The sequence below is a fragment of the Rhizobium sp. S152 genome (genome assembly GCF_030380735.1).
Taxonomy (GTDB): domain Bacteria; phylum Pseudomonadota; class Alphaproteobacteria; order Rhizobiales; family Rhizobiaceae; genus Rhizobium.
The window spans coordinates 20,052-41,927 of sequence record NZ_JAUDRZ010000003.1 but is presented as its reverse complement, the minus strand read 5'-3'; the positions used below and the strand labels follow the sequence as shown (position 1 = coordinate 41,927).

General features: G+C 59.8%; 19 protein-coding genes and 1 pseudogene. 8 read left to right on the top strand and 12 right to left on the bottom strand.

Annotation, left to right across the window (positions count from 1 at the left end; genetic code table 11):
- Nucleotides 1–23: 23 nt before the first annotated feature.
- On the bottom strand, nt 24–1,310 hold the full coding sequence (locus QTL95_RS04870) for an ABC transporter substrate-binding protein (protein ID WP_289718850.1): 1,287 nt from the start codon (nt 1,308–1,310) through the stop codon (nt 24–26).
- 60 nt (nt 1,311–1,370) lie between these two features.
- Nucleotides 1,371–3,749, bottom strand: a complete 2,379-nt coding sequence (locus QTL95_RS04865) for an alpha-L-rhamnosidase (RefSeq protein ID WP_289718849.1) — start codon at nt 3,747–3,749, stop codon at nt 1,371–1,373.
- Nucleotides 3,750–3,921: 172 nt separating this feature from the next.
- Between QTL95_RS04865 and QTL95_RS04860 the strand changes: the two genes are divergently transcribed.
- Nucleotides 3,922–4,953 (top strand): LacI family DNA-binding transcriptional regulator, encoded by a 1,032-nt coding sequence (locus QTL95_RS04860; protein ID WP_289718848.1) that lies wholly within the window; start codon nt 3,922–3,924, stop codon nt 4,951–4,953.
- A 167-nt stretch (nt 4,954–5,120) separates the two neighbouring features.
- Here the strand turns inward: QTL95_RS04860 and QTL95_RS04855 are convergent, their stop codons facing one another.
- The 4 genes from QTL95_RS04855 to QTL95_RS04840 all read right to left on the bottom strand — a co-directional run bounded on the left by QTL95_RS04855 (nt 5,121) and on the right by QTL95_RS04840 (nt 10,138).
- Nucleotides 5,121–5,276: a GMC oxidoreductase gene (locus QTL95_RS04855; protein WP_442981253.1), complete on the bottom strand. Its 156-nt coding sequence runs from the start codon at nt 5,274–5,276 to the stop codon at nt 5,121–5,123.
- Between the two features lie 60 nt (nt 5,277–5,336).
- A complete protein-coding gene (locus QTL95_RS04850; protein WP_289718847.1) occupies nt 5,337–7,454 on the bottom strand; it encodes an ATP-binding protein in 2,118 nt (705 codons plus the stop codon).
- The gene (locus QTL95_RS04845) at nt 7,438–8,928 is read right to left on the bottom strand and encodes an ATPase domain-containing protein (protein ID WP_289718846.1); all 1,491 of its coding nucleotides are present in this window, start codon (nt 8,926–8,928) and stop codon (nt 7,438–7,440) included. The genes QTL95_RS04850 and QTL95_RS04845 overlap by 17 nt, the downstream gene beginning before the upstream one ends.
- A 343-nt stretch (nt 8,929–9,271) precedes the next feature.
- Complete coding sequence (locus QTL95_RS04840; protein WP_289718845.1) at nt 9,272–10,138, bottom strand: NmrA family NAD(P)-binding protein; 867 nt, start codon at nt 10,136–10,138, stop codon at nt 9,272–9,274.
- A gap of 186 nt (nt 10,139–10,324) precedes the next feature.
- Here QTL95_RS04840 and QTL95_RS04835 point away from each other — a divergent pair.
- The 3 genes and pseudogenes from QTL95_RS04835 to catE form a co-directional block, all read left to right on the top strand.
- A pseudogene (locus QTL95_RS04835) lies at nt 10,325–10,444 on the top strand (DUF4142 domain-containing protein); the annotation flags it as partial.
- Nucleotides 10,445–10,484: 40 nt separating this feature from the next.
- Nucleotides 10,485–11,054: a type 1 glutamine amidotransferase domain-containing protein gene (locus QTL95_RS04830; protein WP_289718844.1), complete on the top strand. Its 570-nt coding sequence runs from the start codon at nt 10,485–10,487 to the stop codon at nt 11,052–11,054.
- Nucleotides 11,055–11,104: 50 nt separating this feature from the next.
- Nucleotides 11,105–13,255, top strand: a complete 2,151-nt coding sequence (gene catE / locus QTL95_RS04825; RefSeq protein WP_289718843.1) for a catalase C — start codon at nt 11,105–11,107, stop codon at nt 13,253–13,255.
- 677 nt (nt 13,256–13,932) lie between these two features.
- On the opposite strand, the gene QTL95_RS04820 is transcribed toward catE, so the two are convergent.
- Together QTL95_RS04820 and QTL95_RS04815 are read right to left on the bottom strand one after the other, a co-directional pair.
- Entirely contained in the window at nt 13,933–14,547 is a 615-nt protein-coding gene (locus QTL95_RS04820; RefSeq protein ID WP_289718842.1) for a general stress protein, read from the bottom strand.
- Between the two features lie 21 nt (nt 14,548–14,568).
- The gene (locus tag QTL95_RS04815) at nt 14,569–14,880 is read right to left on the bottom strand and encodes a PepSY domain-containing protein (RefSeq protein ID WP_289718841.1); all 312 of its coding nucleotides are present in this window, start codon (nt 14,878–14,880) and stop codon (nt 14,569–14,571) included.
- Between the two features lie 708 nt (nt 14,881–15,588).
- Here QTL95_RS04815 and QTL95_RS04810 point away from each other — a divergent pair.
- Nucleotides 15,589–15,768: a DNA-binding protein gene (locus tag QTL95_RS04810; protein WP_289718840.1), complete on the top strand. Its 180-nt coding sequence runs from the start codon at nt 15,589–15,591 to the stop codon at nt 15,766–15,768.
- 170 nt (nt 15,769–15,938) lie between these two features.
- Here the strand turns inward: QTL95_RS04810 and QTL95_RS04805 are convergent, their stop codons facing one another.
- The 4 genes from QTL95_RS04805 to QTL95_RS04790 all read right to left on the bottom strand — a co-directional run bounded on the left by QTL95_RS04805 (nt 15,939) and on the right by QTL95_RS04790 (nt 20,198).
- Nucleotides 15,939–18,107, bottom strand: coding sequence for an HWE histidine kinase domain-containing protein (locus QTL95_RS04805; protein WP_289718839.1), 2,169 nt, complete (start codon nt 18,105–18,107; stop codon nt 15,939–15,941).
- A gap of 128 nt (nt 18,108–18,235) precedes the next feature.
- Complete coding sequence (locus tag QTL95_RS04800; RefSeq protein ID WP_289718838.1) at nt 18,236–19,258, bottom strand: aldo/keto reductase; 1,023 nt, start codon at nt 19,256–19,258, stop codon at nt 18,236–18,238.
- A gap of 355 nt (nt 19,259–19,613) precedes the next feature.
- A complete protein-coding gene (locus QTL95_RS04795; RefSeq protein WP_289719185.1) occupies nt 19,614–19,814 on the bottom strand; it encodes a hypothetical protein in 201 nt (66 codons plus the stop codon).
- 96 nt (nt 19,815–19,910) lie between these two features.
- Nucleotides 19,911–20,198 (bottom strand): PRC-barrel domain-containing protein, encoded by a 288-nt coding sequence (locus QTL95_RS04790; RefSeq protein ID WP_289718837.1) that lies wholly within the window; start codon nt 20,196–20,198, stop codon nt 19,911–19,913.
- Between the two features lie 165 nt (nt 20,199–20,363).
- Here QTL95_RS04790 and QTL95_RS04785 point away from each other — a divergent pair, with 165 nt between their 5' ends.
- From QTL95_RS04785 to QTL95_RS04775, 3 genes are all read left to right on the top strand, one after another.
- Nucleotides 20,364–20,807, top strand: coding sequence for a pyridoxamine 5'-phosphate oxidase family protein (locus QTL95_RS04785; RefSeq protein ID WP_289718836.1), 444 nt, complete (start codon nt 20,364–20,366; stop codon nt 20,805–20,807).
- Between the two features lie 116 nt (nt 20,808–20,923).
- Entirely contained in the window at nt 20,924–21,586 is a 663-nt protein-coding gene (locus QTL95_RS04780) for a hypothetical protein (protein WP_289718835.1), read from the top strand.
- 38 nt (nt 21,587–21,624) lie between these two features.
- Entirely contained in the window at nt 21,625–21,807 is a 183-nt protein-coding gene (locus QTL95_RS04775) for a hypothetical protein (RefSeq protein WP_289718834.1), read from the top strand.
- Nucleotides 21,808–21,876: the final 69 nt, after the last annotated feature.

The following is a 21,876-nucleotide window of genomic DNA, read 5'->3' as shown; positions in this document are numbered from 1 at the left end:
GCCTCCGGCCTCGTCGTCAGTAGTTACCAGCCGGGAAGGCCGAGCTGCAAAGCCTGCTTGCGCGCATCCTCGTCGTAACTCGCCGCCGCCGCCGCGGGTTCGCGGATGCCGGTGCCCACTTCGACCGTCAATTGCTCGAGGATCGGCCCCTTGACCGGCGACAGGAACTCGAGCGCCGGCGCATTGTGGCCGCCCTCGGCGAAGTAGGGCAAGAGATCAGCGACCACAGGCGCAACCTTGTCGGGCAGCTTGCAGCCATTGATCAGGAAGGGGCCGTTGACGCCGACCGTCTGCTCCAGAACCTTGCAGCCGTCGGTGCTCGCGACGAAGGCCATGAACTTCTTGGCGGCACCGGGATTTGAGGAGGTCTTCGGAATATAGAAACCGCCAGGCATCCAGGTCGTCAGTCCATTGGTCGCCGCATCATCGCCCGGCTGGGCGAAGAAGCCGACCTTGGCGAGCAGTTCGGGATAGTTTTCGGCAAGTGCCGGGATGGCGAAGGTCAGCATAGGGTAGTGGGCGCCCTCGCCGTTCACCAGCATGCGCAAGCCGTCATTGTAGGTGGCGGCGCCGAAATCCTCGTTCATCAGCCCGGCGTCATGCACCTGCTTCAAACGCTCGAAGCTCTTTTCGGCAGCCGGGGTCTTGGCGAATTTCGCAACGCCGGCCGTAAATTGCTTGGCGAAATCGGGAACGGCGCTCTGGACGTTATAATAGTCCGCGAGAACGAGAACCTGGCTGGTCCAGGAGTCGCCATAGGTCTGGATCACGGCCGTCTTTCCGGCAGCCTTGATCTTTTCGTTGTTGGCCATGAATTCGGCCCAGGTCTTCGGCACTTTCAGACCCAGTTCGGCATAGATGTCACGATTGTAGAAGATGCCGCCGGCCTCCGCCGGGCTGATCGGTATGCCGTAGACGGCACCGCCAACGCTTACCACCTGCTTGAACGTGTCGGAGACGTTGGCCATGAACGGCTCGCCGCTTAGGTCCATCAGCGTTTGCTGCGGCGCGAGCGCCTGCATCAGCGAGCCGGAATTATAGTAGAATATATCGGTCATCTGCCCGGTCGCGAGCCGGGTCTTGACGATGTTGTCGCCCTCCCCGCCGCCAGGGCGCGTCTCGATCTCGATATCGATGTCCGGGTTGCTCTTTTCGAAAGCGCTGACCAGCGCCTCGGTAATCGCAACGGTATTCGCACCATTGTCGATCAGCATCGTCAGCGTGCTCTGTGCCATGGCATGGCCGGAAAGCATCGTCATCGACAACAGGCCAGCCGCGAGGCTGATCAATGAACGTCTCGTCCTTTTCATAAGCATTGATTTCCTCCCAGTTGAGCCGCTCCTCAGCGGCAGAATCTTCCGGCCCGCACTTCAGGGCGTACGGGCATTTATCTCAAAGTCCTCTTTGACGGCACGCAACGGTGGCACGAAATTAAAGGTCACGACATGCTTGCCCGGCGGCAGATCGGCGCCCTTGAAGGCGGAGCCATTCACGGCTGCATCGGAATAGCTGTCCGCGAGCTTCAAGACACCATAGGATTCTGAGGGGATTTCGATTTCGTAGCGCACCATATTTCCCTCGACAGACCAGGCCGCGGCGATCAGGCCACGCGGGGATTGATGGCCTGCCGCGACAGGCGAAAGGTCGGGAATGATGGTCGGCTCGAAAATGATGCGCTCGAAACCCGGCTGCTCGGGATCCGGACGAAAGCCGGCCACGGCCTCGAAGAGCCATTGGCAAACCGCGCCATAGGCATAGTGATTGTAGGAGTTCATCTGCGGATTGTAGATCGTGCCGTCGGCCTGGATCGCATCCCAGCGTTCCCAGATCGTTGTGGCGCCCATCTTCACCTGATAGAGCCAGCCCGGCACCTCTTCCTGCAGGAAGACGTCCGCCGCCAACCCGACTTCGCCGATCTTCAGCAGGGCCGGCAGCAGGGCCGGCGTGCCGATGAAGCCGGTGCCGATACGTCCCTCCGCGCGGGCAATTGTCGCCTTGAAGTAGCGCTTCGCCGCTTCAAGATGCTCTTCGGGAACCAGGTCGTGCAGGATCGCCAGCGCATAGGAGGTCTGGTCGTCATAGGCGAGACGTCCTGCGGCGGTGATGAACTCATGCTGGAAGGCGTCCTTAACCCTTGAAGCCATCGCGGCAAGACGCTCCGCCGTCGCATCGTCGCCGACGATCGCCGCGATCCGCGCCACGAGCTTGGCGGTGATATGCAGGTACAGCGTCGCCGCCGCATCGTCGCCAATCGTCGGCAATGGCTTTGCCGAGGGGCCGGAAGGCTGCAGCCAGTCGCCGAAACTGAAGCCACGCGCACCCCACTGGCGCGGCGGCGAGACGATCGGGCCATCGCTGATCGACCACACAAAATCGACCCATCGGATCATTGCCGGGAGCGCTTCGCCGAGGATCGCCTCGTCACCATAATGCAGGTATAGCTGCCACGGAATGACGGCAATGGCATCGCCCCAACCAGTCGAGCCGTAGAAACCCGGGTAGAACTCCGGCTGCTGGCGCGTAGGATCCGGCACAACATGCGGAACGGAACCGTCCTCGCGCTGGTCGGCCATGATGTCGCGCACATATTTGACGAGGAACCCGTGGGCGTCGGCCAGATAGAGTGCCGTGCCTGCGAAAACCTGCGCATCACCGGTCCAGCCGAGACGTTCGTCCCGCTGCGGGCAATCTGTCGGCACTTCGACGAAATTGCCTCGCTGGCTCCACACCGTGTTGAGCACCAGCCGGTCGACCAGGGCATTGCCCGAGCTGAAGCTTGCTTTCTGCTCGGTAACGGAACTGATAGGCACGGAGTGAACCGGCTCGACCTTCGCCGCTCCGGTCACCGTAACGCGCGCGTAGCGAAAGCCGTGGAAGGTAAAGTAGGGGCGATAGTGCTCCTCGCCCTCGCCAGAGAGTGTGTAGACCGTATGCGCTTCGGCGGTGCGGTAATTGACGTTGTAGAAGTTGCCGTCGCGATCCAGCACCTCCGCATGTTCGACCCTTACGCTATCGCCGGCTTCGCCTGTGACCGTGAAGGCGACATAGCCGCCGACATTCTGGCCGAAGTCGTGAATGGTGCGTCCTTCGGCATCGTCCCAGCTTCGGACCGGCGCAATTGCCGGCAGTTCGCGCACCGGCGCGGTTTCGTGCGCAACGAGGATCGACGGGTCGAAGGCAATGGCCTGCGAACCAGCCGAAACCTGCGGCTTTATGCGGGCGTCGAACTCCTCACCGAAATAGATACCCGATTTGCGGACAGGCAGAAGCCCGCTTTGCCAGGAGGCGTCGGTCGAAAGCACAAGTTCGGCTGCACCCTCGCCTGCGCGCAATTCGGCGATTGCCGCGATCTTGTCGCCCCAGGTGTTCGTTAGCCGGTGCTTGCCCCACATCAGCGGCGAGCGCATCCAGCCGTCGGCCAGCCAGATGGTAATCGTGTTCTCTCCCTGCCGCAGAAGATCACCGACCTGATAGGTCTGGTAGGACAGTCGCTTGTCGTAAGTGGTCCAACCGGGTGTCAAGAGATCGTCGCCAACGCGTCGACCGTTGATGAATGCCCGGTAGAGGCCAAGGGCGCTGATCCGCAGGATCTCGCGCCCGGTCACCCGCTCCAGATCGAACTCTTTCTGCAGGAAGGAAGCTGGCGTCCCCTCACCCTGGTCCGCAAGCGGGCGAACCATTGCCGCCGTCCACGGATAGACTCTCAATCCCGAATTCTTATAGGCGTGCGCTGACACTCTGTCGTGCATGCCGTCCTCCATTGCACATGCTGCAGTCAATGTCGTAATACGTTCTACGTATATCGTTCTACATTTTTTCTCGCTTGGCAACCCGCTTTGTTTCGATACGGTGAAATTGTGTTGGGCGACTTTTCAAAGCGGCGATCAACGTGGACAGGCTTGGCGATCGGAAGGCAGGGATTTGAGCGATAAGCAGGGACGAGACAGCCGGGTGACGATCCGGGATGTAGCAAAAGATGCCGGCGTTTCCGTCGCCGCGGTCTCGAAGGTTCTGCGCGACGCCTATGGTGTCTCGGACGCATTGCGCGCAAATGTCCGCGCCTCGATGGACAAGCTCGATTATAGGCCGCTTGCGGCTGCCCGCGGCATGCGCGGCCAGACCTATACGATCGGCATTGTCCTCCCCGACCTGCGCAACCCGTTCTTCGCCGATATCATGGACGGGGTGAACACGGCGCTTGAACGCACCCAATATCGCGCCATGGTCGGCATCAGCCAGTCGTCGGTCGAGACGGAGATGGGCATCGTCGAATCAATGATCGACCGCCAGATGGACGGCATGCTGATGATCGGATCGACGGAGGATCGAAAGAACCTCGACATCATCGCCAGGCGCAAGCCGCTGGTAACGATCGGACATCACGACCCCGAGGCGACGACATTCGACACAGTCAACAATCATGACCAGCAAGGGGCCATGCTCGTGGTCAAGCATCTGGCGGTGAACGGTTATCGCAAGATCGCCATGTTCAGTCTCGTCTCCGGGACATCCACCATCCTGATCCAACGCGAGTTGGGGTACCGACGCGGGATGATGGAGGCGGGGCTTGGCAAACATATCAACATTACGAGTTCGTCGCAGATCCTGCGCGAGGTCCAACTTAACGCCCGCCGACTGCTGACAGGTCCGCAGCGCCCCGACGCCATTTTCTGCTGGACCGACCTGATCGCCCTTGAGGTGATCAGCGTCGCCAGGGAACTAGGCCTCGACATACCGAACGACCTCGCCGTAGTCGGCTATGACAACACCATGTTTTGCGACTTCGCGCAGAACAACCTGACGAGCATCGATCAGTCAGGGGAGCAATTGGGGCTCCAGGCAGCACGTCTGCTTATCGAACGGATCAAGGGACGAGCGGTTACCGAGCATTTCGTGGTGACGCCTCGCATTGTTGTGCGGCAGAGTTCGACCCCAGCGGCCATCAGCGCCTAGAAGAACCGTTATACCGGGTTCTCAAAGGGGAGAACCTCCGAACCGGAATTGAATTGTGCACACAGTAACGGGCGTTGACGCATTCGATGATGCGCCAATGAGTGGCCGTTGTAGAGAATCGTTGGAAGCCGGAGTCGATATCCTGGCCCGCAACATGATCCTGCTTGTTAGACTTCTGTCCTTAGCAGATCGGCAATCTTTTCCGCGATCATGATGGTCGGAAGATTGATGTTGGCGCAGGGAATGGTCGGCCTCAGGGAGGCGTCGCAGACATACAGGCCATCCAGCCTGCGCACCTTGCCCAACGCCTCCGTCACCATCATTCGGTGACCCTCGGCGCTACCGACTTTGTCAGGTCCATGGACGCAGTCTCACACTTGATTTCACTTGCCCGCCGGGATCACCATTTCCTTGATCTTCGATGCGAGAGCCTCTACCGCGAAAGGCTTGCTGATCATCGCCATGTTCGTCCCGAGAAAGCTCGCCTTGGTGGCCGCGTTTTCCGCATAGCCTGTGACGAACAGCACCGGCAGGTCGGGTCGGTGCTGGCGTGCAACGTCGGCAAGCTGCCTTCCGTTCATTCCCGGTAGGCCGACATCGGATACCATGAGATCGATCTGCCCCCGATCCAACAGTAGCCGAACCGCAGCATCCGCATCCTCCGCCTCGAGAACGCGATACGACAGGTCCGAAAGCACCTCGCATATCAGCAGGCGTACGGCATCGTCGTCTTCCACCACAAGCACGGTTTGGCCGTTTCCTTCGGGGGCCCTGGCGTGGGTAGCGTCTTCGTCTTCACTCCGGTCAATGGTCGTTGCCGGTAGGTATAGTTTGATGGAGGTCCCTCTTCCCGCGGCGCTATCGATGCGGACCTGGCCGCCCGATTGCTGCGCAAAGCCATATATCATCGAAAGGCCGAGACCGGTGCCCTGTCCGATCGGCTTGGTCGTGAAAAATGGCTCGAACGCTTTCTCTCGGATTTCCGGCGGCATGCCGACGCCGGTATCATCAACGCCAATCACAACATAGCTGCCTGGCTCCAGCCCGTCACTCTCGGCTGCGGCTACCACGCAGCGTTCCGCGGTTATCGTCAGATGCCCGCCATCGGGCATGGCGTCGCGTGCGTTGATGGCGAGATTGAGCAACGCGCTTTCGAGCTGGTTGGCGTCCGCCATAACGTATCCGACCTCGGCCGCGACCTTAACCTCGATGGCGATGGTTTCAGGTAGCGTCCTGTCCAGCAATTCCTTCGTAGCATCGAGCTGCGCGGCAACGTCAAGCGACGTGGCATCGAGCGTCTGCCGGCGCGCGAAGGCGAGAAGTCTGGCGATCAGCGCGGCCGCTCTGTGAGCCGAATCCGTGGTCGCGTCCATGAAGCGCCCGACCTCATCAAGACGTCCGGAGGCAATTCGGCGCTTGGCAAGGTTGATACCGCCGATTATGCCGGTCAGCATGTTGTTGAAGTCATGGGCGATCCCGCCGGTCAACTGTCCGATCGCTTCCATTTTTTGCGCTTGGCGAAGGGCTTCCTCGGCATGGCCACGGGCCGCCATCTGCTCCTCAAGCTCCGCCGTGCGCTGCACGACGCGTGCCTCGAGATTCCGATTGAGATCGTCAAGCGCTTCGCGTTCGACGCGTAGCGCCGCCTCGGATGCCGTTAGCGCCTTCTCCGTCCGCTTGCGTTCAGTGATGTCTATGACCGTGCCGACGAACCGCACCGCCTTGCCGCCGGCAAAGATCGCGCCGCCCTTCGCTGCGATCCAGCGCTCGACCGCATCTTCTATGCCGATCGTTCGGTAATCGATTTCGTATTCGCCGGAACCGCCAGGCCGAAGTGCCTCCTGAACAGCCAGGTCGGCCTTGGCGCGATCGGCGGGATGCAATCCGGCAAGAAAGCCCTCCTCATAGGAAACCTCGCGCTCGGAGAGGATGCCGAACATCGTCTTGCAGCGCTTGTCCCATTTGAGCTGCCCGGTGATAAGGTCGAAATCCCATGTGCCGATTCCGGCAGCACTTGTGGCAAGCCGTAGCCGTGTTTCGCTGTCGTCCAGTTCCGTCAGACGATCACGCATCTGGAACTGCTTGGCACGCAACCTCATCGCCGATGCCACGGCACTGAAGAGCGAGGCCCTTCCGAGGGGCCGCTCGAGAACCACGCTATTGCTTGCCAGATCGAAGAGCGTCAATTGCGACAGTCGCCCGTTCGGTGTTCGGCTGGTACGCGGCGCGGCTAGAAGAACAAAAGGAACATCCGACCAGGAGGGCTGGGCTGCAAGCGCCGACTTGAGCTTGTCGACATCCCTGACGAGGGCCTCTTCCGTTAGAAGGATAGCTCCAATGCTGTCATCAATGAGATCAGCCACCGCGCCGAGATCCCGACAGACGACGACATCATAGGTCTCTTGGCGCAAGAGCGTCGCGACACTTTCTGCGTCGCGACCGAACGGTGCGCTCACCAGAATCCGGCGCCCCTCGTACAGCGGCTCAGCTATCACTATCACGATCTTCCATTAGCGGGTCGCGGGCGCCCAGATATTCAGGCGTTCCCGTCAGAATTCCCCTGAACCGCGAGAGCGGCTCGCCGACACGGATGCCGCCGCTGTCGATGCGCACTTCGCGGATGGTATCCTCGTGTGCCCCACCGCGATTCTTCAACACGGATATTGCCTTCCTTACACGTCCTTCGGCCTCGAAGAAGCGGAGTAGCACCACGGTATCTGCAATGTAGGAGACATTCAGACTGGTCGACATGCTTCCCACGAGACCGTTCTGCGGATTGATCAGGAAGGTCACGACGCCCGTTTGGCTGAGATAGGAGAGTAGCTCGTGCATCTGGAGGATCAAATGCTGTTCCTGAGGCATCGCGGCCATATAGCCGTTCAGGCTGTCGATCACCACCATCCGTGCACCCCTGGCCTCGACCTCACCGCGCACGCGGGCCGCGAACTCGCCGGGAGAAATTTCCGCCGGGTCTATTTGTTCGACGACGAGCAAGCCACTCTCGATGAAGGGTTGCAAGTCGAGGCTGAACGCCTTGGCGCGGGCGAGTAGCGTGCCGATCCGTTCGTCAAATTCATAGACGATGCAAGGCTCGCCTCGCTCACAGGCCGCGAAAAGATATTGCAACGCAATCGTTGTCTTGCCGCAGCCGGCCGGTCCCGTCACGAGCGTGCTCGTGCCCCTTCGCGGACCGCCGCCGAGAAGACGATCCAGCTCTTCGACACCGCTCGCCGTCGCCTCCCCCGAGAAATCCACGTGATGAGCGGCTGCGATAAGGCGCGGATAGACTTCCAGGCCGCCCGTCTTGATGGTGAAATCGTGATAACCTGCGGTGAAATCGACGCCCCGCAGCTTCTGAACCTGCATCCGGCGGCGGGCCGCGCCGAAATCGAGCGTCAGGCGCTCCAGGGTGATGACGCCGTGGCAAAGACTGTGAAGATGCGCATCCCGCTCGTCTGCATTGCCGGTCATGTCGTCAATCAGGAGAACCGTGGTGTCCCGCCCCGAGAAGAACTGCTTCAGTGCCAAGACCTGCCGGCGATAGCGCAGCGGATCCTGAGCGAGTAGGCGCATCTCCGAAAGGCTATCGAAGACCACCCGCTTCGGCTTGACACGCTCGACCTCATCCTGGATCAGCCGGATCGTCTCGCTGAGTTCCATTTCCCATGGATGCAGGATCGACTGGTCGCGTCCTTCACCAAAAATATCCGCCGCGGAGTTGAATTCGAAGATATCGAACTCGTTGATGTCCCAGCCGTGGGAGCTCGCGACCGCGGAAAGCTCCTCTTCGGTTTCGGACAGCGTTATATAAAGCGCTCGCTCACCTCTGCGTACGCCCTCTCGCAGAAACTGCAACGCCAGCGTCGTCTTGCCCGACCCCGGCGCTCCCTCGACAAGATAAAGACGCCGCGAAGGCAGGCCACCCTTCAGTATGATATCGAGGCCGATGTTTCCGGATGAAATCGTTGCTGGCAAAGTCGGTTCCTAAGCAGTTGGACGCCCGAAAGACGCATATTATCGAAAGATATGAAGAGATTGCCGGAAGGCAAGGAACGAGGGCCGGACAATGCCCGAACGAAAGAGACCGTACGGCCTACCTCGTTTGCGTCGCTCGATCAGCGGATTTCGGCCGACATGGGGATGAGTTTGGCACACTTGATACGGTGTCATTATATATTCGACCGCTGTCGTCCGTATACCTCCGTACGGTAGATTACACTCGCGCTCGACCCAGCTCAGTCCTTCGCATGATCTTCTTCTCTCCGGGACGACGTCGAAAAGTGGATTTCCACCAGTCGGACTGTTAAGGCCTACGTGCTCATTTAGTCGATGCGATCTGCGTGATGTGATCCTCCAGGGAAACGCTTCCCTGAATTGGAGACTCCGGGAGCTGCGGACTTTCGATGCTCGTCTTCGTCATGCGCGTAAAAGAGTTGGCAGCAGCGCGGGAAAAACCGAGATCTTTATAATTCCGCTCGATGGCGGTCTCCGGGATCGTCTTCAGCAGCACCGCATGGCCTAGTACGTCGGAAAATGCGGTCGCGACGTCCGCGAAGGTATAGCGTGCAGGCCCCTCGACGTATCGAATCCCGATATCCTCGATCGGCGACGTCAGTCGCTCGACGGCCGCCTTGCCGAGATCAATGGGCGACACCATCGGAAGGACGAGGTCTGGTGGGAACGGGCTCGTGATTGTTCCCTCTCGCGCAGGCTCGAGCAGTGGATCGAGATTGGTGAAGTAGTATGCACCACGATTGATTGCCGCTGGTACGCTCGTGACCTCGATCATGCGCTCGAAGTCGAAGAGCACCGAAAGATCGCCGATCTTTTCACCTGGCTGGGCACCGTAGGTCGAGACGACCAGAACCTTCTGCAGAGATGTCCCCCTCAGGGCCGCGGCAATGCTTTGCGCCGTCCGGGTCTCGACAGCATCGGTATCTTTCTTCGGGTCGGCCGGTGGATTTAACAGGAAGGCTCTTCTGGCAGACGCGAGCGCGACCCTCAGCGCGTCGGCATCGCAAATATCAACTACACTCGCATCGCCCCCAGCAGCGACGATTTCGTCTGCTTCCTGCTGGCTGTGCACCACCGCGAGGGCAGACGCGCCGATCTTCCGCAACTCCGTGAAAACGACACTGCCAATGTGACCGGAGGCGCCTAGGACAACGTAGTCGAACTCAGTCATCATGCCATTCCCTTCTTCCGGATTTCCTCCTGAGCCTGCACGTTCTTGTCGAGCTCTTATCGTCGCCCATCCAAACCTCCCTGAGTGTGTCCACACAACACGGGGACGGGGACAGAGTTCCACGCACCGATCAACACCGGAACATTCAAGCTCCACGTAGGTTGGGGATACGGAACCCGCTGAACGGTTGACCTGTTCAAGCGGTACAGCGATGGAGGAGACAACCCCGATCTAAAGGCTTGGGCCGCTACGACGCGCCCCGCCCTCGAGCATCATCTTCAGATGGCGACCGATCTGAACAAGTGACCGACCAATCCCACTTCGGCAAAACTACAGGAGAATAGCTATGAGTTTGCAAGGTAAGACGATCGCGATCCTTATCGCTCCACGCGGCACTGAAGAGCCAGAGTTCGTTCAACCGAAAAAGGCCGTCGAAGATGCTGGCGCGACCGTAGTCGTCGTGGGCTTACAGCCCGGCGAGGCACAGGCCGTCAATCATGACCTCGATCCTGGGTCGAAGTTTTCCGTCGACAAGGCAATTGGCGAGGTGTCGGCTGCGGACTTCGACGGTTTGGTCATTCCCGGCGGAAGCGTTGGCGCGGACAAGCTGCGGGGCGATGACAAGGTCGTATCGTTCGTTCACGATTTCTTCGCCCAGGAGAAGCCAGTCGGCGTGATCTGCCACGGTCCGTGGGTACTTGTGGAAGCCGGCGTCGTCAAAGGTCGCACTCTAACCTCCTATCCGACCGTGTCTACCGACATCCGCAACGCCGGCGGAATCTGGGTGGACGAGGAAGTCGTCACCGACAAGGGCCTCGTGACCAGTCGCAATCCTACCGACCTGCCTGCGTTCTGCGCAAAGATCGTAGAGGAGTTCGCCGAAGGACGGCACGCGGCACAGGCCCGCAGCGCTTAAATTGCTTCGCCGGGCGCTTCGCAGGCGTCCGGCATCAAGGGGACATCAAGATGGCCAAACGCCCAGCAAAATCCGCATCCACGACCTCGTCTGGCGACAGCGTGAAGATTCACGACCAGCAGCTTCACCGTGGCACCGGAGGAGAACTTCACCAGTTTGCAGAAGACGGTCAGGCCGTCCTTACCACGTCGCAGGGCGCGCCCGTGGCCGACGATCAGAATTCTTTGCGCGTCGGTCCACGCGGACCTCTGCTCGTCGATGATTTTCATTTCCGCGAGAAGATTTTTCATTTCGATCATGAGCGGATACCTGAGCGTGTGGTCCACGCGCGCGGCTACGGAGCCCATGGCTTCTTCGAAACGTATGAATCCTTGTCGGACGTCACGCGTGCGGACGTGTTTCAGCGGGCGGGCGAGAAGACGCCCGTCTTCGTGCGGTTCTCGACCGTCGCCGGCAACAAGGGTTCCGCCGACCTTGCGCGCGACGTCCGTGGTTTCGCCGTGAAGATGTACACGAAGGAAGGCAACTGGGATCTCGTCGGCAACAACATCCCGGTCTTCTTCATCCAGGATGCGATCAAGTTCCCCGACCTTATCCACGCGGCAAAGCAGGAGCCGGATCGGGCTTTTCCGCAGGCCCAGACCGCGCATGACAATTTCTGGGATTTCATCAGCCTGACACCGGAAAGCATGAACATGGTCATGTGGATCATGTCGGACCGGACGATCCCCCGGTCGCTCCGCTTCATGGAGGGCTTTGGCGTTCATACCTTCCGCTTCGTCAATGCCGAGGACAAGTCGACCTTCGTCAAATTCCACTGGAAGCCGAAGCTGGGGCTTCAATCCGTGGCCTGGAATGAAGCCGTCAAGATCAACGGCGCCGACCCGGACTTCCACCGCCGCGATCTGTGGAACGCCATTCAAACTGGCAACTTCCCTGAATGGGAGCTCGCCGTCCAGCTCTTCGATCAGGACTTCGCGGACAGCTTCGATTTCGATGTCCTCGACCCGACGAAAATCATTCCGGAGGAAATCCTGCCGGTACGTCCGATCGGCCGCTTGGTGCTCGATCGCATGCCGGACAATTTCTTCGCCGAGACTGAGCAGGTCGCCTTCATGACGCAAAACGTGCCGCCTGGCATCGACTTCAGCAATGACCCGCTGCTGCAGGGTCGCAATTTCTCGTACCTCGACACGCAGTTGAAGCGCCTTGGCGGCCCGAATTTCACCCACCTGCCGATCAACGCGCCGAAGTGTCCCATGCACAACTTCCAGCAAGACGGCCACATGGCGATGCGCAACCCTGTTGGCCGAGCGAACTATCAACCTAACTCTCATGGCGAGGGCCCGCGCGAGTCGCCCTCTCATGGATACCGTCACTTCCCGGCAGAGGAACAGGGGCAGAAGGTGCGGTTGCGGCCGGAAAGCTTTGCCGATCACTACAGCCAAGCTCGTCAGTTTTACATCAGCCAAACCGGAGCGGAACAGCGCCATATAGCCATGGCGCTCACCTTCGAACTCAGCAAGGTCGAGAGGGTGGCCATCCGGGAGCGGATGATCTCCCACCTGCTAAACATCGATAAGACACTCGCCGCGATTGTCGCCCAGAAGCTCGGCATCCAGAAGATGCCGCCGGCCGCGGACGCCGCAATGCCAACGCGTCAGGATCTGGAACCCTCTCCCGCACTCAGCATCGTCGAACGCGGACCAATGCGTTTCGAAGGTCGCAAGCTTGGCGTCCTGATCGCTGATGGCGTCGACGCGAAGCTTCTCAAGACGGTGACCAAAGCAGTCGTCGCCGATAAGGCGGTCGTTGAATTGATTGCTCCCAAAGTGGGCGGCGTCACGGCCGACGACGGGAGCTTCATCGAAGCGCACCATATGATTGATGGCGGCCCGTCCGTGCTGTTTGACGCTGTTGTCCTTTTGACGTCACTTCAGGCGATGGACGATCTTGTAAAGGAGGCGGCCGCCCGCGACTTCGTCGCCGACGCCTTCCAGCACTGCAAGTATATAGGCTATGACCAATCCTCCCTGCCTCTTCTGGAAAAAGCGGGCATCGCCGGGCAGCTTGATGAGGGGACGGTTCAGTTGTCAGGGGGCAAAGACGTCTCAGCGTTCATTGAGGAACTAGGCAAGCTGCGTGTCTGGGGCCGCGAACCGTCTGTGAAGCTCGGCAAGGCGTCGCCGCCGACCGTCTGATGCAATCGGGCGCGGAGTGATCCGCGCCCGTCCAACATTGCCATCAAAGGATTCGCCGTCACTTCGCGTTCTTATGGTTCTGCTCGCCGGCCTTGACGTGCTGCTCATGGGAACCACCCTGCTTGCCGGACGAGCTTGCGCTCTTCGTCGTTGGCGATGCGCTCTTACCGCTGGTCGACTTGGAGCCGCTCTTGGAATGAGAGGTGTCGGTGCTTGTGGAGGCATTGTCATTCTCCTCCTTGAGAGATCCTCATGATCTCTGAAAATGAACTTCCACCCAGCGCCCGTGTTCCGAACGATCTTCAAAAAATGCTGCGGCTCACTGCGTCTTTTCGGCACCCGGCGGTGTGGTGACCTGCGTCGTGCCGTTGCCACTCCCATGCGAGAAGCGCAAGCAGCAAGCCATAGATGAAAACGATGAAGGCTTGCCGCAACAGCCTTGCCGGGCCTCCGTGGCCGTTTCCGCTTGGTAGGTCCCGCGTCTCTTTCCTCGATATCAACAACCCGTCCTGCTGGGGTTGCTCGAAGCAGGGTTGTCCTGTCGATTTCTGCCTGGCGGCATCTCGTTATCTTGGTGATAGTGTAAAGACAGCGCGGGGAATAGCAAAAGGTCCCAGCGTTTCATAAGCAAAAGCCCCGCGACGGCGGGGCTTTCGAAGTATCCATGCTGAAGCGCATTACAGACGATTGACGCGATACCGGTCGCGCTCGGCGGCGATCTGTTCCGGCGTGTAGGGGTCAGCAGCTTCGTCGAAGCGCGTCCAACCCTGTTCTGTGTAGCTCGCGCGACGGGCGGCGACGTCCACGCGCGGCGAGTTGTTGAGGATCGCTTCGGCAGACGCGCGGCGGTCATCGTCCACACGCGCGGTCACCACTGAGCCACCGCGACGAACGCTCTCCGCGTAGAAGTTTGCGTCTTCTTCCGGTACGCCGGATTCGATCATCGCGCCGACGATACCGCCGACCGCTCCACCGGCAACGGCGCCCGCAACAGCTCCGGCTGCGGCTGCTGCAAGCCAACCGGCAGCGACGACCGGGCCGACGCCAGGGATTGCAAGCATGCCAAGGCCAGTCAGGAGACCTCCTGCGCCGCCGGCGACGGCACCGACACCTGCACCGGTACCAGCCCCTTCACCTGCCCGATTGCCCTGCCCTTCGACATCGACGTCACCATTGGCCTTGTTGGTGACGATGCTGATGTCGTCCGACGAGACGCCGGCATCCTCAAGCGCCTTCACTGCGGCCCTGGCGTCGTCGTAGCTGTCGTACAATCCGGTGATCGTGGTCTTCATGGGAATTCCTCCGTTATCGTTTTACTTGGCAAGCGTGACGTTGCCCTGGAAGTCCAGGGAGACTTTTGCAGGCTTACCATCCTTCGAAGCCGTCGCGCGCCAGACGCCCTGGTCATCGAGCTTCAGGCCGGCCACGTCCTTGTAGCCGGCTTCCTCGATCCGGGACTTCGCCTGATCTTCGGTGAAGCTGTTTTTGCCGGCGACCGGTGCTCCCGCATTGTGTTCGGTGTTGACAGCCGGTGTCGTCTGCGACGTGCTCGGCGTTTCGCTTTGCGCGAATGCACCAGTGGCAACGAGGAGCAGACCGGCTGTAGCGAGTACGATTTTTTTCATTGGTGGTTCCTCCTGTTAGACAGATCGGAAACACCTATAAAACCTATAAGTTCCAACGGTTTATTTTTGGCGGAGATTGTTGCAATCGGCAGCTCCCGCACTACGCCGGCATTGGCTCATACACTGGCAGCGCGAAGTCGTCGGCGCTGGAAACGAACAGCTTGGTCACGAGTGCTTGATGCCGGGTGTGTCGACGACGCGCAGAACTCACGCTGCAACGCGACACCAAATAATGAGGGCGCTCGACCCGTCGCCGGGGAGCGCCCTCATCCATCCCGGACGACTGCGCGCGACGGAGAAGGGTGTCGCGGCGGCGGTCATCGATACGGGGTGTGACCACTAAATGAGATCGATCCGGGCGGGATGCAAGATGTCGATCCAAGTGCTGAGCGAAGGGCTGCCATGCGTTGCTAAATCGCTGTCTCGTCACCATATATACGTAACAACTTACATAGATGGACATCATGGTATCAAGGATCAGACGAACCTTGACCGTCGGCCAGCGCGCGGCCGCGGTCGAGCGTACGAACACGGTCGCGCAGGAAGCTGCTGACGAAGAGCGGTGTCGTAGGCAGGAAAAGACGGATCGACTCCGGAAGCTAAGGCTCGAGGCGGAGCGCGCCCTCAAAAAGGCAACGCGATAGCCATTGCCCGAACCACCCCAACTAAAATCGACGCTCTAACATCGGATGGAATTCGACATGGATCATGTATCGAACGCCGTCGCTGCTGCGACTGCAATACAGGAAGCCCGCCTCGCGAAGGCGATATTCGCTCGAAGAGCTTGCGATCGCCACGGGACTGACAACGGACGAAATCGATGCGGCGGAGCGCGGCATGCCCGTCCACGAGCAGCATGTACACCGCATCGAGCACGCGCTTGGCTAAACCCGATAGCGGGCAACAAAAAAGCCCGAAGCGAAACCGGACCGACCTTCCCGTCCGCTATTCATCCCCGCCAGTACATGCGTGGTCAAAGTTGTAAGCGATTTCGGCGTCGCGAGCGGCAGAACTTGCAGCTCTCGTCAGCAACGCGACCTTTGGATAGTTGGGCCGCCCTATGCGTTCATTTCAATGCGATCGGATTTTGCGATCAGACTGCCAACCGTTTTCAATACGTCTTCCGGCCCAGCGGGTTTCCCGAGGATGAGGCGGTTCTGAAAGCCTTCCGGCAGACCGTCTTTGTCGTATCCCGTCGCGAACGCGAACGGCACCCCACGCTCGGCGAGAGCCGCAGCGATTGGCCCGACAGAGGTGCCATGGAGATTGGCATCGACAAGCGCGGCATCGAAACCCTTGCTCTCGATGACGGCGCAGGCCTCCTCGACCGTAGCCACGGGTCCCTCAACCTCGGCACCGGCGTCTTCAAGCGCTGCGACGATGTCCATTCCGATCAGAGGCTCGTCTTCCACAACCAGGATTCGGCGGCCCTTCAAATCGAGTGCTTCCATTGATGCGGCGGGCTTCTCTTTCGTCATCGTTGAGAGAAGCTTAGCGGCGGACGCCTTCACAGTATAGGGCACCATGATGTCCCAGATAACGCCTTCCGGGAGCGCCGTCATCTTTGCCTCGCCGCCTTGCCCGCGCACGCTCTGCGAAATCAGCGTCGTTCCGAACCCTGGCGACGCAGCCGGTTCGACGCGTGGGCCACCGAGTTCCGCCCAACGAATACGGAGACCTTCGTCGATCCGCCATTGAATGGAAACCTTGCCAGTAGGCAAGGAAAGCGCGCCGTATTTCGTCGCGTTTGTCCCAAGCTCGTGTACGACGAGCGCGAGGTGAAGCGCCGTCTGAGGGTCGAGCCGGACGGCCGGTCCGGTGGCGGTCAACCGCGTTTCGTCGGGCGCACCTGCTGAGACCTGCCCATAGATGAGTTCCTTAAGGTCGGCGCCCTCCCAAGCCTTCGCACTCAGCAGGTCGTGGATCTTTGCCAAAGACTGGACGCGGCCGCCGAAGCTCTTGGCGAATACCTTCGGATCCGGCGAGCGGGCCAGCGTCCGTGTCGCCATGGCCTGGACGACGGCCAGCGTGTTCTTCACGCGGTGGTTCAGTTCGTTAAGCAGCAGCCGTTGCGTCGCCGCGGCACGGCGCCGTTCTATCAGGTCGGCCGCCGAACGGGCGATGATGTCGAGCATGCGCAGTTCGCGCTCGGTCGGCTTGTGCGGCATGCTCCAGTGGGTGGAGATCATGCCGACGAGCTTGCCCTCGCGGGTGACGAGCGGGGTCGTCTGCCCGGCCCGGATGCCACCGCCGAGAAGCACGTCCCGGTCGGGTGTGCCTGCCATGAAGGAGCAGGTCTCTACGTCCTCGGCGATGGCCCGCTTGCCCGTGCGAAGGACTTCGCCACATGTGCAGCCAGAGTCCCCACGAACCCATTTCCAGTATTCCACGCCGCGGGCGTCGAGACCGGTCGATGCGAGCATCTCCAGCTCGCCTGCCGGTCCACGCTCGGGATGCAGATACTGCACGGTACAGACGTCGGACTTCATGATTTTCGCGGCAGCGCCGACGAGCTTCTTGTAGAGCCCGTCCTCGCCGTCTTCCCCGGCGAGCTCCAGGCTGATTTGCCGAAGGAGTTCGCTGTCGGCAAGCTCGGCTTCGAGCTGCTTCTTCGTTTCGAGCAGCGCATGCTCGGCCTTGCGCCGCTCTTCGGCTTCATTGAACCGGGAGATGATGACGCCGGCGGCCTGCGTGATGAGGCCTGTGCGGTCGATATCGCAAGTCGCAGCCTCGCGAGGCTCCGGCCAGTACACCGAAAACGTTCCGACGAAATGGCCGGTCGACGTGTTGATAGGATAACTCCAGCAAGCCCGATACTGATACTTGTCGGCAAGCCAGATCCATTGTCGCCACAGCGGATCGAGGTAGACGTCGGCTGTCAGGACGGCTTTTCCGATGTGCGCCGCGAGACCGCAAGCCAGGGATTCGGGGCCGACCGCGAGACCGTCGACTGCTATCGCGTAGTCGTCCGGCATCCCGACGACGTGATGCAGCGTTTCGCCATCCGGTCCGGTCAGGAAGAATGCGGCCCGCGTTCCATCACCAAGGGCGGAGGTCGCCGTGTCGACAAGGATGCCGAGGGTCTCTTTGAGAGGGGCGTCGTTCAGTGCGGAGGCGAATGCCTGTCGCTGGCCGGACAGCCACAGCTCCCTGTCCTGAAGTCGCTCATAAGCCCGCGCTTCTTCGAACGGAAGGTTGTCGTTCAAGGCAATGTTCATGCTGTCCATTAAAGTTCCAAGTCGACGGTCTCAACGCGCCCACGGACAACCTTTCGAAAAGCGATCTGGCCGGGCAACTTTATATAACACGTGCCTGACCAGATGGTTCCCGCTTTCAGAGATTATATGCTGAAACTTTAGACAGACGGCACAGCCGCATCGCGGTGCACGAGCCCGTCCTTCTTCAGCTCGGCCCAGAATTCGTTTGGAATCCTGGTTTGCAGCGAGTTCCAGTCCTCGCGGATCTGACAGTCGCTTCCAGCGCCTACGACCAACGCGATGGCGACGTCGGGTGCTGCGGAAAACTGGATGGCCGCCGTCCGGAGATCCACGCCGTGGTTCTCAGCGACCTTGCGCAGCTTGCGACGCTTCTCGATGACCTCCGGCGGGATCTTGTAGTTCTCCGCACCATAGTTGTAACGGGGGCTGCCGCCGATAAAGCCGGCGTTGAGGCTGGAACCGATCACCAGGCCGACACCCCTTTCCCGCACTTTGGGAAAAAGCTTCTCGATGGTCTCGTCGTGATCGATCAGAGAATACTGGCGGGCGCACAGGCAGACGTCCGGATCTGCGTCCTCCATCACCTTCAGGATCGCCATCGGCGTGTTGACGCCGACGCCCCATCCCTTGATGATGCCCTCCTCCCGCATCTTTGTGAGCGCCGGAAACGCGCCCTTGCGAGCAATCTCGTACTGTTCCTCCCACGGCGTGGGGAAGAAGGCGAAGTCCGGAGATAAGTCGTGAACGAAAGCGACGTCTATGCTGTCGACGCCAAGACGTTGGAGGCTGTCCTCAATCGAGCGTCGGACGCCATCACCCGTGTAGTCGATGAGGAGATCGTTCGGCGAATCCGAAAGCGGATACATTTTTTCGTGGTTGTTCGTCTTCGACGCCTTCAGAAGTTTTCCGACTTTCGTCGACAGAAGGTAGTCGGAGCGCTTCTGGTTATGAAGGAAATGGCCGAACCGACGCTCGGCGAGACCCAGCCCGTACCAAGGCGCGACGTCGTAGTAGCGGACGCCAACGCTCCAAGCGGCTTCCAGCGCAGTCTCCGCCTCCTTGTCGGCGATCTTATTGAACTCGTTCCCGAGGGAAACGCCGCCCATGCCAAATTGAAACTCGGGCTTGTAGATGTCGCGGGCGCGGCTTGTGGGTGCCATGGGGCGCTTCCTTTCCTGTTGTCCGGATACGCGACAAAGAGCGTTGTCGCTTCAAGACACAACGAGGAAGAGACGGAATTGTTCGCAAGGCTGCGAACTGCAAATAAAAATCGGGTTCTCGCCGTGGCGGTCAGCGTAGGTCGAGCTCATCCCGTTACGACGGAAGGGTTCGACGTTACTTGGAACTCTCTTGTCTCTGCTCGCCGGCCTCGAGTCGCGCCGTCGACTGTGCCGTTGTCGAGCCTGCGCGTTGATGGCAAGCCTTAACACATGTCGCCTTCGTTTTCGTCCGCGGGATCGTAATTCAGATCCCATTCCTTCATCGGCTGCTTGCGTATCTCTCGATTTCGGAATTTCACTCACCCCTTTGTTTGAGTCCATGAGAGACCTTGGTGACCTTGGGGTCACCGTTTGTTTCCCTGTTGGCATCCCTGATACGATCGGGATCGTCCTTTGCGGGCAGGTAGCCACCCGGCTTGTTTTCCTGCGGCCCTTCCCACCGGGGAGATTGATCCGTGGTGCCAGCCGCGCCGCTGGTTGGTTTATTCATTCCCATGTCGAAATCTTCTTTCTTCATAGAAGCCACCCCTAGAAAGAGACCGTGGCTCCTTTGCAAAGGCGACGTCTGGCTGAAGGTGGTGTCGAAGGGCTTTCAGTCACTATGCTCTGGCATGGCTTTGAGCTGATCCTTGGTCCAACTCGTGACTGCATGAATTTCCCCGTCTTCATCTCGCATCCAGTCGAGATCGGAAAAGGGAACCGCGACCGGCTTGGCGCCAATCCCCAAAAACCCACCGACATCGATCACAACTGAACTGCTTCCGTGGACATGGTCGACGGAACCGACCTTGTGGTCGTCAGCACCGTATATCGTTGCGCCTTCAAGATTGTCTGCCGTCAGTTCCGCGGCCGTCAGACGAACATGATTTGAATGATCCATTGTGGTTCTCCTTTTCCTTGAACCAGAACTTCAGAACACCCCCTTTGTTCCTGGGTGGGAGCAAGTCGACAGTGATGGACGAGTTGAAAGCGAAAGGTTTGCGGGATCGCGGGAACAATCGGACTTGGCGAACGATATCTCACACACGAAAACGGGAGTTCAGCGATGTCCACGATGAGTTTCGAAGACCTTGCATCCAAGATTAAGAAGATCGATTTCTGCATGCTGTCGACGCACGACAGCGTGGGAAATATTTCCAGCCGTCCGATGAGCAACAACGGCGACGTCGAGTACGACGGTGACTCCTGGTTCTTCTCCTACGAGGACACCCGCAAAATCAACGAGATCAAAGGCAATGATGGCGTCTCGCTGACATTCACCGGGCCGCCGAGCCTCCTTGGCAAGCCGGGCATCTTCACCGCGATCCAAGGAAAGGCGTCGATCGTTCGAGAAGAGACTGCCTTCGAGGAACATTGGGTTATAGGACTGGAACGCTGGTTCCCGGAGGGCGTCGACACGTCCGGCCTCGTCCTCATCAAAGTGACGGCGTCATCGATCTATTACTGGGACGGCGAGGAAAATGGCGAAGTCAACGTCCCGGATAAGTAGTCTGGCGAACGGAGAAGCGCTCTGCGGCGGCGGACAAAAGTTGCCGGCCTTCACAACGTGAAGGAACCATGAAGCCCCATGCGAGTTGCCGACATACGCAATGGATGGAGGAAACCATGGCCAACCTTTACAACGAAAGCACAAGCGGCTCTTCGCACGGGATGGCGAAGAGCACCCTCACCGCTTTCTTCGATACCCGATCCGACGCCGAGAGCGCTGTCGAACGCCTCAGGGACGCGGGCGTAATCGACCCCCGCCTGATGGCGGGATATGAAACTGATGCTGAAAAAGCCAATGTTGCGGCCGATGATCGCGGCGGCTTCTTCGATGCGCTGAAGGACTGGTTTTTCCCGGATGAGGATCGCTCCGTCTATGCAGAGGGCCTTCGTAGAGGCGGCTTCCTGGTGTCGGCCTCGGTCGACGATGCCATCTACGATACAGCCCATGACATTCTGGACGATCACGGCGCCATCGACATGGATGAGCGTGCCGATCTCTGGAGAGAAGATGGGTGGACAGCGCAGCCGGCGGCGGCAGAGCCGAGCCTCAGCGAAGCGGAAGCGGCCAAGCAAACCGCGGGTGTCGGCGCTTACTCGCGAAGCACTCATGAGACCTCGCCCCGCGTTCGAGCTTATGAACTGGATCGGGAGCTCCCGAATGACATCCACGACGACGTTTTGCCCACGGGCCACCAGCGCGATGTCGCCGAGGGTGAGAAGTCTCCGGAAAACAGCGAAATGGGTGGTCTTCGGCTGGACCAGACCATCCCGCGGGTTTGATCCAGAGACAATGACTGGTCTCATCAAGGGAGTTGAGTATGGACAAGGGCAGCAAGGCGCAGCAGGCCGTAGAAGAAACAGGCAGGAAGCCTGTAAATCCAAAGGATCATCCTGCCGCAGGTCCGCATGCGAAGGATCATCTTACCGATAAGACGAAGACGCCTGGGACAGGCTCCCTCTCTGAAAAAGATGACGCCAGCGTCTCGCCTGGCGGTGGGTGAACTCGACCGGCCCGGCTGGAAGATCGCGGTCGGGATCTTGTACGGGTGATGATGGACCAGCCACGGGAG

Bases quoted from the DNA above. Each gene is read 5' to 3' on its own strand.
- QTL95_RS04840 (WP_289718845.1), bottom strand. From the start codon at position 10,138: ATGACTGAGTTCGACTACGTTGTCCTAGGCGCCTCCGGTCACATTGGC.
- QTL95_RS04830 (WP_289718844.1), top strand. From the start codon at position 10,485: ATGAGTTTGCAAGGTAAGACGATCGCGATCCTTATCGCTCCACGCGGC.
- QTL95_RS04865 (WP_289718849.1), bottom strand. From the start codon at position 3,749: ATGCACGACAGAGTGTCAGCGCACGCCTATAAGAATTCGGGATTGAGA.
- catE (WP_289718843.1), top strand. From the start codon at position 11,105: ATGGCCAAACGCCCAGCAAAATCCGCATCCACGACCTCGTCTGGCGAC.
- QTL95_RS04785 (WP_289718836.1), top strand. From the start codon at position 20,364: ATGTCCACGATGAGTTTCGAAGACCTTGCATCCAAGATTAAGAAGATC.
- QTL95_RS04775 (WP_289718834.1), top strand. From the start codon at position 21,625: ATGGACAAGGGCAGCAAGGCGCAGCAGGCCGTAGAAGAAACAGGCAGG.
- QTL95_RS04855 (WP_442981253.1), bottom strand. From the start codon at position 5,276: ATGATGGTGACGGAGGCGTTGGGCAAGGTGCGCAGGCTGGATGGCCTG.
- QTL95_RS04870 (WP_289718850.1), bottom strand. From the start codon at position 1,310: ATGAAAAGGACGAGACGTTCATTGATCAGCCTCGCGGCTGGCCTGTTG.
- QTL95_RS04805 (WP_289718839.1), bottom strand. From the start codon at position 18,107: ATGGACAGCATGAACATTGCCTTGAACGACAACCTTCCGTTCGAAGAA.
- QTL95_RS04790 (WP_289718837.1), bottom strand. From the start codon at position 20,198: ATGGATCATTCAAATCATGTTCGTCTGACGGCCGCGGAACTGACGGCA.
- QTL95_RS04820 (WP_289718842.1), bottom strand. From the start codon at position 14,547: ATGAAGACCACGATCACCGGATTGTACGACAGCTACGACGACGCCAGG.
- QTL95_RS04810 (WP_289718840.1), top strand. From the start codon at position 15,589: ATGTATCGAACGCCGTCGCTGCTGCGACTGCAATACAGGAAGCCCGCC.
- QTL95_RS04795 (WP_289719185.1), bottom strand. From the start codon at position 19,814: ATGGGAATGAATAAACCAACCAGCGGCGCGGCTGGCACCACGGATCAA.
- QTL95_RS04815 (WP_289718841.1), bottom strand. From the start codon at position 14,880: ATGAAAAAAATCGTACTCGCTACAGCCGGTCTGCTCCTCGTTGCCACT.
- QTL95_RS04780 (WP_289718835.1), top strand. From the start codon at position 20,924: ATGGCCAACCTTTACAACGAAAGCACAAGCGGCTCTTCGCACGGGATG.
- QTL95_RS04800 (WP_289718838.1), bottom strand. From the start codon at position 19,258: ATGGCACCCACAAGCCGCGCCCGCGACATCTACAAGCCCGAGTTTCAA.